At 71.3% G+C, this 12,948-nt stretch carries 8 protein-coding genes; 7 read left to right on the top strand and 1 reads right to left on the bottom strand.

The window, feature by feature from the left end; genetic code table 11:
• Positions 1 to 50 precede the first annotated feature (50 nt).
• Together ACIQCZ_RS13745 and ACIQCZ_RS13740 are read left to right on the top strand one after the other, a co-directional pair.
• Complete coding sequence (locus ACIQCZ_RS13745) at positions 51 to 1,526, top strand: amidase (protein WP_402282213.1); 1,476 nt, start codon at positions 51 to 53, stop codon at positions 1,524 to 1,526.
• 483 nt (positions 1,527 to 2,009) lie between these two features.
• Complete coding sequence (locus tag ACIQCZ_RS13740) at positions 2,010 to 4,544, top strand: SpoIIE family protein phosphatase (protein ID WP_402282211.1); 2,535 nt, start codon at positions 2,010 to 2,012, stop codon at positions 4,542 to 4,544.
• A gap of 205 nt (positions 4,545 to 4,749) precedes the next feature.
• Here the strand turns inward: ACIQCZ_RS13740 and ACIQCZ_RS13735 are convergent, their stop codons facing one another.
• The gene (locus tag ACIQCZ_RS13735) at positions 4,750 to 5,805 is read right to left on the bottom strand and encodes a biotin/lipoate A/B protein ligase family protein (protein ID WP_402282912.1); all 1,056 of its coding nucleotides are present in this window, start codon (positions 5,803 to 5,805) and stop codon (positions 4,750 to 4,752) included.
• Positions 5,806 to 6,098: 293 nt separating this feature from the next.
• On the opposite strand from ACIQCZ_RS13735, the gene ACIQCZ_RS13730 reads away from it, so the two are divergent.
• From ACIQCZ_RS13730 to kdpB, 5 genes are all read left to right on the top strand, one after another.
• Positions 6,099 to 8,633: a DUF4118 domain-containing protein gene (locus tag ACIQCZ_RS13730; protein ID WP_402282209.1), complete on the top strand. Its 2,535-nt coding sequence runs from the start codon at positions 6,099 to 6,101 to the stop codon at positions 8,631 to 8,633.
• 107 nt (positions 8,634 to 8,740) lie between these two features.
• Entirely contained in the window at positions 8,741 to 8,866 is a 126-nt protein-coding gene (locus tag ACIQCZ_RS13725) for a hypothetical protein (RefSeq protein ID WP_402282207.1), read from the top strand.
• Positions 8,863 to 8,952, top strand: coding sequence for a K(+)-transporting ATPase subunit F (kdpF, locus tag ACIQCZ_RS13720; protein WP_402282205.1), 90 nt, complete (start codon positions 8,863 to 8,865; stop codon positions 8,950 to 8,952). The genes ACIQCZ_RS13725 and kdpF overlap by 4 nt, the downstream gene beginning before the upstream one ends.
• Before the next feature lie 176 nt (positions 8,953 to 9,128).
• Positions 9,129 to 10,793: a potassium-transporting ATPase subunit KdpA gene (gene kdpA / locus ACIQCZ_RS13715; protein WP_402282203.1), complete on the top strand. Its 1,665-nt coding sequence runs from the start codon at positions 9,129 to 9,131 to the stop codon at positions 10,791 to 10,793.
• A complete protein-coding gene (kdpB, locus tag ACIQCZ_RS13710) occupies positions 10,793 to 12,922 on the top strand; it encodes a potassium-transporting ATPase subunit KdpB (protein ID WP_402282910.1) in 2,130 nt (709 codons plus the stop codon). The genes kdpA and kdpB overlap by 1 nt, the downstream gene beginning before the upstream one ends.
• The last annotated feature ends 26 nt before the right edge of the window (positions 12,923 to 12,948 follow it).

Below are 12,948 nucleotides of genomic sequence, written 5' to 3'. Positions count from 1 at the left end.
CGTACAGGTGCGGGCGCGCGCACCTGCCATTCGAGGAAGGCGGGCAGCCCATGTCCTCAACGGAAGCCGTGGAAACCGGCGAACCGGCCGGCGCGATCGGGCTGACCGAGAGCGCACGTGAGCTGGCCGAAGGCCGAACCACCTCTGTCGAACAGGTACGTGCCGCCCTGGGCCGGATCGAAGCCAGCCAGGGCATCCTCAACGCCTTCCGGCACCTGCGGGCCGAGGCCGCGCTCGCCGAGGCCGCCGAGGCCGATCGCCGGCTCGCCGCGGGGGAGCGGCTGCCGCTGCTCGGCGTACCGGTCGCAGTCAAGGACGACACGGATGTCTTCGGGATGCCGACCTACTTCGGCTGCGACGGCGACCTGCCCGCCGCCACCGCCGACAGCGAGGCCGTGCGCAGACTGCGGGCCGCCGGGGCGGTGATCGTCGGGAAGACCAACTCCTGCGAGCTGGGCCAGTGGCCCTTCACCGAGGGCCATGCCTTCGGCGCCACCCGCAACCCCTGGAACACCGGACACACCCCCGGCGGCTCGTCCGGCGGTTCCGCGGCGGCCGTGGCGGCCGGGCTCGTCCCCGCCGCACTCGGCTCGGACGGCGCCGGATCCGTCCGTATCCCCGCGGCCTGGACCCACCTCGTCGGCATCAAACCGCAGCGGGGCCGGATCTCCGTCCACCCGCAGAGCGACGCCTTCCAGGGCCTGACCGTCAACGGGCCGCTGGCCAGGACCGTCGCCGATGCCGCCCTGCTCCTCGACGCGGTCGCCGGACCGCACCCCGACGATCCGCACCGGCCGCCTGCCGTCGAGGCCTCGGCCGCCGCCCGCCGCGACCCCGGCCGACTGCGTATCGCCCTCGCCTGGCGTCCCCCGCTCACGCTCACGGGCTCCGCGCCCCACCCCGAGGTGCGACGGGCCGTCACCGCGCTGGCCGAGGCCCTCGCCCGGCTCGGCCACGAGGTGGAGGAGGCCAGGCCCCGCTACGGGCTGATCGGCCTCGGCTTCGTCCCCCGCGCCACCGTCGGCATCGCCGAGCTCGCCGCCCGCCACCCCGACCCCGCTCTCCTCGATCCGCGCACCCGCAGCGCCCTGCGCACCGGCACCCGGCTCGGCGGCCGGGTGGTGCGGGCGGCCAGGGAGCGGGAGGTGCGTCAGCACCGCCGGATCGGTGCGTTCTTCCACACGTCCGGGACCCGCGCCGGATACGACGTGCTGCTCACCCCGACGACCGCCCTGCCGCCGCCCCCGATCGGCAGGTTCGACGGGCTGAGCGCCTGGCGCACCGATGTCACGATGGCCGAGGCCTGCCCGTACGCATGGCCCTGGAACGTACTGGGCTGGCCCGGCATCAACGTACCGGCCGGGTTCACCGCCGACGGGCTGCCCGTCGGCGCCCAGTTGCTCGGCCCCTCCCGCAGCGAGGAACGGCTGATCTCCCTGGCCGCCCAACTGGAGGCCGACCGGCGCTGGTACGAGCACCGGCCCCCCGAGCCGTCCCTCTCCGTCAGGCCGGGCGGCGGGCGCTGACGGACCCGTGCCGCGCGGTCGGCCGGAGGCCGCGTGCCGTGTGACGCGTGCGTCACACGGACACCACCCGACTGGAGCACCGCGCCCGGTTTCGAGAACCCCGTCCGCCCGGGGCGCCGGATCGCCGCCCGCCGCCCGCCGTCCCGCCTGCGAGGGGATCGGCGCACACAGGGTGATCGGCCGGTTCCGTGCGAAGGCCCGCATCAGCCGCGCCATGACGCAGCCGGGTCGCCCGCGACCGGGTCACAGCCCGTCGTTCCCGTGTCCGGGCCGTGGCTGATCCAGGGCCTCCCCTTCGGATGGCGCCGTGTCCCGCTCGGTGGGCCGGCGTGATCCGGACGAGGGCGCCGGGCCCGGGGGAATCCCGCCCGGGATGATCCGCCCCTGTGGTTGCGCCCCCGGAACAGCGGTCGCGGACATTCGCACCGGAGCGCCGCAGGCGGGAACATGGACTGGGACCGGAGTGGATGGGTGGTGACCAGTATGGCGTCCGCAGGCCCCCCGTCGACGCCCGGAGCCGAACCGCCGCGGTCCGGCACCGCCCCGCACTCCTTCGACACGGCGAACGACGCGACCGCGGTGGTCGCCGGGACCGGAACGGTCGTCGGCTGGACGCAGAGCGCGCAGGACCTGCTGGGGTACCGCGCGGCCGAGGTGGTCGGGCGCCCTGCCGGCTTTCTCCTCGCGATGCCCGGGGACCCGGTGCGCGTGGCGGGGATCGCCGAGCGGTGCCGCGCCGGTGTGGGGTGGAGCGGCGCCGCGACCGTGCGGCGGCGCGACGGCCGGGAGATCGATGTGGATCTGCGGGTCTCGGCCTCGTTCCACCTGGACGGCCGGGAGTGCTTCCTCGTCTCGGGACGCGAACGACGGCCGGAATGGACGGTCGGGCAGTCCGTGCTGGACGCCTTTCTGACCAGCTCACCGATCGGGATGGCGGTGTTGAGTCCGCAACTGCGCTACGTATGGGTGAACGACACCCTGGAACGCTTCGGCGGCGTCCCGCGCGAGCAGCGCGTGGGCCACCGGATGAGCGAAGTGCTCCCGGGACTGGAGGCCGACGCCATAGAGACCCTGATGCGCAGCGTGCTGGAGACCGGCGTCCCCGTCATCGACTACGAGTACCGGGGCTGGAGCTGGGCCGATCCGCACCGTCAGCGCGCCTACTCCACGTCGTTCTTCCCCCTGACCGACGGCGAAGACACCATCACCGGCATCTGCTACATGGTCCTGGACGTCACCGACCGGTGGAAGGCCCAGCAGCGCCTGGCCCTGGTCAATGACGCAGGAGTCAGCATCGGCTCCACGCTGGACGTGATGCGCACGGCTCAGGAACTGGCCGACTTCGCGGTACCGCGGTTCGCGGATCTCGTCCTCGTCGATCTGCTGGAGCCGGTCGCCAGCCCCGAGGAGCCGGGACCGTGGCCCGCCGGCACGGGGCTCTCCGGTACGGGGCTCCCCGACGCGGGCACCGCGCGTCCCGGCGCGAGCGGCGCGTCGTCGTCCCGGCCGAGGATGCGCCGCGCCGGGTTGCGTTCCGTACGGGAGGGCTGCCCGGAGGCGATCGCCCGGATCGGCGAACCGGTGGACTTCGTGCCCCCGCCCAACGACTTCCGCTTCCTCGTGGACGGCGAACCCGTCCTGATCCCGGTTCTCGACTCCGTGCGCCAGCTGTGGGCGGTCGAACAGCCCGCCAGGGCGGCGCGCATCCGGGAGTTCGGTCTCCACTCCCTCATCTGCGTGCCCATGCGGGCCCGGGACACGGTGCTCGGCCTGACCACCTTCATACGATCGGTGAACCTGGTCCCCTTCGAACCGGAGGATGTGCTCCCGGCCCGGGAACTGGTGGCACGGGCGGCGGTCTGCGTGGACAACGCCCGCCGCTACACCCGTGAGCACGCGGCGGCGCTGACACTCCAGCGCAGCCTGCTCCCGCACACGCTGCCCGGCGGAATGGCCCTGGACGTGGCCTCCTCGTACCTTCCGGCGGACGCCAAGGACGGTGTCGGGGGCGACTGGTTCGACGTGATCCCGCTGTCCGGCGCCCGGGTCGCCCTGGTCGTGGGCGATGTCGTCGGCCACGGCATAAGCGCCGCCGCGACCATGGGCAGGCTCCGCACCGCGGTGCACACCCTCGCCGACATGGATCTTCCCCCCGACGAACTGCTGGCCCACGTCGACGACCTCGTACTGCGTCTGAGCGAGGAGGAACCCGAGGGCGAGGCGAGCGGCACGACCGTGCTCGGTGCCACCTGCCTGTACGCCGTCTACGACCCGGTCACCCAGCTCTGCACGATGGCACGCGCCGGCCACCCGCCCCCCGTCGTCGTCTCCCAGGACGGGCGCGTCAGTTTCCCGGAGCTGCCCGCGGGCCCCCCGCTGGGCCTGGGCGGGATGCCTTTCGAGACGGCGGAGATCGAGCTGCCGGAAGGCAGCCTGATCGGCCTCTACACCAACGGCCTCATCGAAGGCAGGGACCGGGACGCCGAACTCGGGATGTCCCGGCTCGGTGGCGCCCTGTCCCAGCGCGGACTCTCCCTCGACACCCTGTGCGCGACGGTCGTGGATCAGCTCCTCCCCGTCCCGCAGCCCGACGACGTCGCCCTGCTGCTCGCCCGCACCCACGAGCTGAGCCCCGACCACGTCGTCTCGTGGGACGTGCCGTCCGACCCCGCCGCCGTCGCGGGCGTCCGGGCCCGGACGGCCCGTCTGCTGAGGACGTGGGGCCTGGAGGAGCTGGAGATGACCACCGAGCTGATCGTCAGCGAACTGGTCACCAACGCGGTGCGCTACGCCACGGGCCCGATCCGCCTGCGCCTGCTGCGTCAGTCCGTCCTGATCTGCGAGGTCTCCGACACCAGCAGCACTTCTCCCCGGCTGCGCCACGCGAGGACGACCGACGAGGGCGGTCGTGGCCTCTTCCTCGTCGCCCAGCTCACCCGTCGCTGGGGCACCAGGTACACCCCCGAAGGCAAGATCATCTGGACCGAGCAGGAGATCCCGGCCACACCGACCCGATGACGTTCCGGGACGCCGGTCCGACCGGGCACGCGGTCCATGGCTCCGTGCCCGTACGGCTCCGCCCGTGCGGGGCGCTCTCGCGCAACCGGCTCCGCGCCGTCACCCTGTGCGCAACCGCTTGTGCGCGGCCCGCCTTCGCGGGACCGGCTCGGCCGGACCCGCCTCACGGCAGCCGCTTCACGGCACCGGCTTCACGGCACCGGCTTCACGGCACCCGCGCGGTCCATTCCTCGGTGCCGAACTTCGTGCGTACGAGTTCCTCGGCCCGCTCCATCTCCTCGTCCGTCACCTTGCCCCGCGTGAGGCCGTGCCGGGTCCGGAAGGAGTCGATCATCCGCTCGATGACGGCCTCGCGCGCGAGCCCCGTCTGACGTCGCAGGGGGTCGACGCGCTTCTTCGCGCTCCTGGTGCCCTTGTCGGAGAGCTTCTCCTTGCCGATCCGCAGGACCTCCAGCATCTTGTCGGCGTCGATGTCGTACGCCATGGTCACGTGATGCAGTACGGCCCCCTCCCCGCCCACCACACGCTTCTGGGCCGCGCCCGCGATCTTTCCGGCGTCCGTGGCGATGTCGTTGAGCGGCTGGTACCAGGCCTTGATGCCCATGTCGCCGAGCGCGCCGAGCACCCAGTCGTCGAGATAGGCGTAACTGTCGGCGAACGAGAGGCCCGAGACGAGCGCGTCCGGGACCGAGAGCGAGTACGTGATGGTGTTCCCGGGCTCCACGAACATGGCACCGCCACCGGAAACGCGGCGCACGACCGTGATGCCGTGCCGTTCGGCGCCCGCCGGGTCGACCTCGTTGCGCAGTGACTGGAAGCTGCCGATGATCACGGCGGGTGAGGCCCACTCCCAGACCCGGAGCGTCGGCGGGCGCCGGCCCGCGGCGACCTCCGCGGTGATGACCTCGTCGAGCGCCATGTGGAGCGCGGGGGACTGCGGCGCCTCGTGGATGAGCTGCCAGTCGTAGTCGCTCCACTCGGTGGCCTGCGCGAGGGCCCGGCGTACGGCGACGGCCACACCCTCGGAGGTGAGGCCGAGCATCACGGTCGAGGCGGGGAGAGCCGCGTCGATCCGGGCGGCGAGCCCGGCGGTGTCGGTGTTGGCCGGAGCGCCTTCGAGCGCCGCGTCGATCGCGAGGATCGCCTCGTCCGGTTCCAGGAAGAAGTCCCCGGCCACCCGGACGTCCCTCAGTACCCCGCCCCGGACATCCAGGTCCACGACGACGAGCTTGCCGCCCGGGACCTTGTACTCACCGTGCACAGCCATGCCTCCACGTCCGCCCGACTCTTCCACTCCGGTCAGGCACAACACCGCCACCCTACGGTTTAGTCCGTGCCCTTCACGGCGACGGGTCCGCTGTCCGGGACCATCGTGCTCGCCGTGCTCGCCGTGCTCGCCGTGCTCGCCGTGCTTGCCGTGCGGAAGCGTTCCCGACCGGACCGTGAGATCCCCCTCCCGGTCCGGGGCCGGCGCCGGCGGGTGGAGCGGACCGGAGAAGAGCACCATGGAAGGGCGCGAGCACGATGCGGGGGTGACCTGGCAGGAGTCCGCCGGTGGCACGTGGACGGTTGCGGATCTACCTCGGGGCGGCCCCCGGGGTCGGCAAGACGTACGCCATGCTCGCGGAGGGGCAGCGGCTGCGTTCACTGGGCGCGGATGTCGTCGTGGGTTTCGTCGAGCCGCACGGGCGCCGGCCCACCGCGGCCATGGCCGACGGTCTGACGACGATCGCCAGGCGCACCCTGGTCCATCGCGGCATGGCCTTCACCGAGATGGATCTCGACGCGGTGCTGGCCCGCCGTCCCCAGGTCGCGCTGGTCGACGAGCTGGCTCACTCCAATGTTCCGGGGGCCCGCAACGCCAAGCGGTGGCAGGACGTCGAGGAGCTGCTGGACGCGGGGATCGATGTCGTCACCACACTCAACGTCCAGCACCTGGAATCCCTCAACGACGTGGTCCGGCAGATCACCGGGGTCAGGCAGCGCGAAACCCTGCCCGACGAGGTGGCCCGTCGCGCCGACCAGATCGAACTGGTGGATCTGCCGCCCGAGGTCCTGCGCCGCCGCATGGTGCACGGCGACATCTACCCCTCGGACCGCATCGAGTCCGCGCTCACCCACTACTTCCGGGTGGGCAACCTCACGGCGCTGCGCGAACTCGCCCTGCTGTGGCTCGCCGACCGGGTGGAGGAGGGTCTGCAGCGCTACCGGGCCGAACACGGCATCTCCGCCCCCTGGGAGACCCGGGAGCGGATCCTGGTCGCCCTCAGCGGCGGCCCGGAGGGCGAGACCCTCATCCGCCGAGCCGCGCGGATCAGCGCCCGCACCCCCGGTACCGAGCTGCTGGCGCTCCATGTGGTGCCCGAGGACGGGCTCACCGGGGTCGACCCGGCCGTGCTGGACGCCCAGCACGTCCTTCTGGAGTCGCTGGGCGGCAGCTACCACCAGACCACGGGCGAGGACGTCGTCGATGCGCTGCTCCAGTTCGCCGAGGCGGAGAACGTCACCCAGATCGTGCTGGGCGCGAGCCGGCACGGCCGGCTCGCCTCCTTCCTGAGAGCGGGTGTGGGGGAGCGGACGATCAAGGCGTCCGGTCCCGTGGACGTGCACATCGTCACGCACGAGGAGGCAGTCGGCCCTGCCGCGCCGAGGCTGCCGCATCCGAGCCGCGGCATGGGCCCGAGACGGTACTGGTCCGCGTTGGCCGGTGCTGTGGTGCTGCTGCCCGCACTGACTCTCCTGCTGACGTCGACGCCGCTGCGCGGTCGGCTCGGCCTCTCCAGCGACTTGGTGATCTATCTGCTCGCCGTCGTCGCGATCGCCCTGGTCGGAGGTCTCTACCCCGCTCTGTTCGCCGCCTTCGCCGCGGCGCTGCTCGCCGACTACTACTTCACGGCACCGGTGCACTCGCTGGTCACGGAGCGCCCCGACGAGATCGCCGCGCTTGTGGTCTTCGTCGCCACGGCGGCTCTCGTCGGCACAGCCGCGGGAGCGGCCGCGCAGCGTACGCACCAGGCTGTGCGTGCGACGTCGGAGGCGAGGGCGTTGAGCCGCCTGGCCGCCGCCATGATGCGTGGACAGGATCTGCCGGCACTCCTCGAACAGATCCGGGAGTACTTCGGCCTGGCCGCGATCAGTCTGCTCGAAAGAGATCCGGACGCCTCTCCCGTGCCCCGTTGGTACGTGGTGGCCAGCGCCGGGGAGCGGCCGCCGGAAAAGCCCTACGAGGCGGATGTGGAGAGCCCGGTCGACGACGATCTCACACTGGTCGGTCGCGGTGCCGGACTCAGCACTCAGGACCAGCGCGTCCTCGCCGCGTGCGCCGCCGAACTGGGGCTGTCCCATGCCCGGGGGCGGATCGCCGGGGGTTCCGGTGGCGAGGACACCCTCGCCGCCGCCGAACGCACCCGGGCATCTCTGCTCCTCGCGGCGGGCCGCGATCTGCCTGCCCCGCTGCACACCGCGGAAGAGGCTCTCGTGCGGCTGCGGCATCGACGCGCCGACGAGCCCGCCCCTCAGGAGGAGCAGCAACTGCTGGAGACGGCCCGCGCGGCCGTGCACCGCGCGGCGCAGTTGGTCACCGATCTCCATGACGTGAGCCGTCTGCACGCCGGTGCACTCGACCTCTATCTGCGTCCGGTCGACCTCAACGAGGTGCTGGGCGTCGTTCTGGACGACCTCGGGCCCGGCGGCCACTCCATCGATGTGCGCCTGCCGGAACAGCTGCCCGACGTGATCGCCGACGCCGCCCTTCTCACCCGCGCCCTGACCGCCCTCGGGGCCGACGCCCTGCGGCACAGCCCGCCGGACCGGCCCCCCGTCTTCACCGCCGAAGTCCGGGGCGACCGCCTGGGGATCCGCGTGCAGGACGGGACGCCCGACCGGGGCCCGGGACCGGGCGCGGCCGTCCCCCGGAGATCGGGCGCCGGGGCCGGCAGTCTGGCTCTGCGGCTGTCGCGCGACCTGGCCGAAGCCATGGACGGGGTCCTGGAGACGACCGCTGAGGAGGCCGGGGCGGCCTTCTCGGCGACGCTCACCCTTCCGAGCGCCGCGCCCGGCGGCAGTGCGACGTCCGACCGCGCCCGGTGAATCCGCGCGGCCCACCGCCACCCGATCGGCCCGTGGAGTTTCGGGGCAGTCCCGAAGCCGACTGATATAGCGTCAGAAGTGAATGATCACACCATGCTCCAGTCGAGGTGAACAGTCCCGCCTCTGATGCGCTGCGAGGTGACTCGCGTATGTCGGACGTCTCGTTCGTCGGCCTCACGGTCGTGGTGTTCGCCCTCATCGGCCTGATCGCCAAGGGGGTCGGACGCCTGTGAGCGCGGAGAACATCGTCGGCCTCGTCGTCGCGGTGTGCCTCGTGGTCTACCTGATCGTCTGCCTGATCTTCCCCGAGAAGTTCTAGTGCCGTGACCGGCAGTGTTTGCCCCGTGAGGAGTGTCGTCCAGTGCGTGCGATGGCAAGGCGGCCGGAAGTCCTTGTAGCGGAGCTACCAGGACTTTTGGCCGACGCCGCGAGTGTGCGTGCCGGACGCCGCCTGGCATGCGGGACTTTCGAAACATGCCCCAGGAGCGGGCCCGGATGAACGAGACCCTCGCGGGCCGGCTCCAGGTGCTCGCCCTGGTGATCGCGCTGTGCCTCACGTTCCGCCCGCTGGGCGGCTACATCGCACGCGTCCTGACCACCGGACACCATGGGCGGGTGGAACGCCTGATCTACCGGGCAGGCGGAGTGAACGGCGACGCGGACCAGAAGTGGTCGGTGTATCTGCGCAGTGTCCTCGCGTTCTCCGCCGTGTCGGTGCTCTTCCTGTACGCGTTCCTGCGCCTGCAGAACCACCTCCTGCTGTCCCTGGGGACGAAGCCGGTCAGCGCGGACCAGTCGTTCAACACCGCGGCGTCCTTCGTCACCAATACCAACTGGCAGTCCTACTCCGGCGAGTCGACCATGGGCCATCTGGTCCAGATGGCGGGCCTCGCCGTGCAGAACTTCGTCTCCGCGGCCGTGGGCATCGCCGTGGCCGCCGCACTGATCCGCGGATTCACGAGGAAGAGGACCGATCGCGTCGGAAACTTCTGGGTGGACCTGACGCGGATCGTGCTGCGCGTGCTGCTGCCCCTCGCCTTCGTCTTCGCGATCGTGCTGGTGTCCGCCGGTGTCGTCCAGAACTTCCACGGCATCCACGACATCACCACCATCGCGGGCGGGCACCAGCGCCTGACCGGGGGTGCGGTCGCCTCCCAGGAGGCCATCAAGGAGCTGGGCACCAATGGCGGCGGCTACTACAACGCCAACTCCGCGCACCCCTTCGAGAATCCCGACGCCCTCACCAGCCTGATCGAGATCTACCTGATGCTGGTCATCCCGTTCTCGCTGCCGCGGACCTTCGGCACGATGGTCGGCGACAACCGCCAGGGCTACGCGATCGTCGCCGTGATGGCATTGATCTGGGGTGCGTCGGTCGCCATCGTGACCGCGAACGAGTTGCACAGCGTCAGCAGCGCCGCCGGTCACGCCGCCGGCGGAATGATGGAGGGCAAGGAGACACGGTTCGGAATCCGGGCCTCGGCCCTGTTCGCCGTGTCCACCACCCTCACCTCGTGCGGAGCCGCCAACTCCTCCCACGACTCGTACACGCCGGGCGGCGGCGGAATGACGATCTTCAACATGATGCTGGGGGAGATCGCGCCCGGCGGCACCGGCTCCGGGCTCTACGGGATCCTGATCCTGGCGGTCGTCGCGGTCTTCGTCGCCGGACTGATGGTCGGCCGTACACCCGAATACCTGGGCAAGAAGCTCCGCGGCCGGGAGATGAAGTTCGCCTCGCTCTACATCCTGACCACGCCCGCGATCGTGCTGATCGGCGCGGGGCTGGCGATGGCATTCCCGGGCGAAAGGGCCGCCATGCTGAACTCCGGACCGCACGGATTCTCCGAGGTCCTGTACGCCTTCGCGTCGGCCGCGAACAACAACGGCTCGGCGTTCGCCGGGCTGAGCGCGAACACCGTCTGGTACAACACCGCGCTCGGAGTCGTCATGCTCGTCAGCCGGTTCCTGCCGATGGTGTTCGTCCTGGCACTCGCCGGCTCGCTCGCCGCGCAGCAGCCCGTGCCGGTCACCGCGGGCACCCTGCCGACTCACCGGCCGCAGTTCGTCGCACTGCTGACCGGGGTGATCCTCATCGTCGTCGGTCTCACCTACTTCCCCGCGCTCGCGCTGGGACCCCTCGCGGAGGGTCTGCGATGATGTCCACGACCGCAGCCCCCGCCCCCACCCCGCCCGGCGCCGGGAGTCAGCAGTACCGGGTCTCCGGCGGGCTGCTCGATCCCAAGCAGCTTCTGACGTCCTTCCCCGGTGCCCTGCGCAAGCTGGACCCGCGCCTGATGCTCCACAACCCCGTCATGTTCGTGGTGGAGGTCGGGGCGGTCCTGACCACGCTGTCGGCCATCAGGACACCCAGCGTCTTCGCCTGGGTGATCACCGCGTGGCTCTGGCTGACATCCGTCTTCGCCAACCTCGCCGAAGCCGTGGCCGAGGGGCGTGGCAAGGCCCAGGCGGACACTCTGCGCCGCGCCAAGACCATGGCGACGGCCCGCCGCCTCTTCGACTGGCGGCCGGGCGCCGCCGATGCCGCGGAGGAGGAGGTTCCGGGCGTCGCCCTCCGGCTCGGCGATCACGTCGTCGTCGAGGCCGGGCAGATCATCCCCGGTGACGGCGACGTGGTCGAGGGGATCGCGAGCGTCGACGAATCGGCCATCACGGGGGAGTCGGCGCCGGTGATCCGCGAGTCGGGCGGCGACCGGTCGGCGGTCACGGGCGGCACCAAGGTGCTCTCGGACCGGATCGTCGTGAGGATCACCTCGAAGCCGGGGGAGACCTTCATCGACCGGATGATCGCACTCGTGGAGGGGGCCGCGCGGCAGAAGACGCCGAACGAGATCGCGCTCAACATCCTGCTCGCGTCCCTCACGATCGTCTTCCTGACCGCGGTGGCGACCCTGCAGCCCTTCGCCGTCTTCGCGGGGGCCGAGCAGCCCATCGTCATTCTGGTCGCCCTCGTCGTGGCCCTGATCCCGACGACGATCGGCGCGCTGCTGTCGGCGATCGGCATCGCGGGTATGGACCGGCTCGTGCAGCGCAACGTGCTGGCGATGTCCGGGCGCGCGGTGGAGGCCGCGGGTGATGTCAACACGCTGCTGCTCGACAAGACCGGCACCATCACCCTCGGAAACCGCCAGGCCGCCGAATTCCTGCCGGTGGACGGCGTGGGCGTCGAGGAGCTCGCGGACGCCTCCCAGCTTTCGTCCATCGCCGACGAGACGCCCGAGGGCCGCTCGATCGTCGTCCTCGCCAAGCAGCAGTACGCGCTGCGCGCCCGCAGCGAAGGAGAGCTGGACCGGGCGCGGTTCGTCCCCTTCACCGCGCAGAGCAGAATGAGCGGTGTCGACCTCGACGACTCTCGCGAGAACCGGTCTCTGCGCAAGGGCGCGGCGACGGCAGTGATGCGCTGGGTCCGTGACAACGGCGGTCACCCCACGGCGGAGGTCGGCGGCATCGTCGACGGCATCTCGGCGAGCGGAGGCACCCCGTTGGTCGTCGGCGAGGTGTCCCGGACCGGTGATGCACGCACTGCCCGGGTCCTGGGCGTCATCCACCTCAAGGACGTCGTCAAGGCGGGCATGCGGGAGCGGTTCGACGAACTGCGCCGGATGGGCATCCGTACCGTCATGATCACCGGCGACAACCCGCTGACCGCGCGCGCCATCGCCGAGGAGGCGGGCGTGGACGACTTCCTCGCGGAGGCCACGCCCGAGGACAAGATGGCCCTCATCCGGCGTGAACAGGAGGGCGGCAAGCTGGTCGCGATGACGGGCGACGGTACGAACGACGCCCCCGCCCTCGCGCAGGCGGACGTCGGTGTGGCGATGAACACCGGTACCTCGGCCGCCAAGGAGGCCGGGAACATGGTGGACCTCGACTCGAACCCGACCAAGCTGATCGAGATCGTCGAGATCGGCAAGCAACTCCTCATCACGCGCGGCGCGCTGACGACCTTCTCGATCGCCAACGACGTGGCGAAGTACTTCGCGATCATTCCCGCGATGTTCGCCGTCGTCTACCCCGGCCTGGACAAGCTGAACATCATGCGCCTGCACAGCCCGACCTCGGCGATCGCCTCGGCGATCGTCTTCAACGCGCTGATCATCATCGCGCTGATCCCGCTCGCGTTGCGTGGCGTGCGCTACCGGCCGTCATCCGCCTCCGAACTGCTCGGCCGAAACATCTGGATGTACGGACTCGGCGGGCTGGTACTGCCCTTCCTCGGCATCAAGCTGCTCGACCTCTGCATCCAGTTCATCCCCGGCCTGCGCTGACAGACGGTCCGACGAGAGAAGACGGC

It is taken from the genome of Streptomyces sp. NPDC093149, assembly GCF_044754145.1.
In the GTDB taxonomy this organism is placed as follows: Bacteria; Actinomycetota; Actinomycetes; order Streptomycetales; family Streptomycetaceae; genus Streptomyces.
Note: the sequence above shows the minus strand (reverse complement) of the source record. Positions and strands in the feature narration are given on the sequence as shown.

What these genes read in the sequence shown, in the direction of transcription:
- ACIQCZ_RS13745 (WP_402282213.1), top strand. Translation starts at nt 51, where the DNA reads ATGTCCTCAACGGAAGCCGTGGAAACCGGCGAACCGGCCGGCGCGATC.
- kdpA (WP_402282203.1), top strand. Translation starts at nt 9,129, where the DNA reads ATGAACGAGACCCTCGCGGGCCGGCTCCAGGTGCTCGCCCTGGTGATC.
- kdpB (WP_402282910.1), top strand. Translation starts at nt 10,793, where the DNA reads ATGTCCACGACCGCAGCCCCCGCCCCCACCCCGCCCGGCGCCGGGAGT.
- ACIQCZ_RS13740 (WP_402282211.1), top strand. Translation starts at nt 2,010, where the DNA reads ATGGCGTCCGCAGGCCCCCCGTCGACGCCCGGAGCCGAACCGCCGCGG.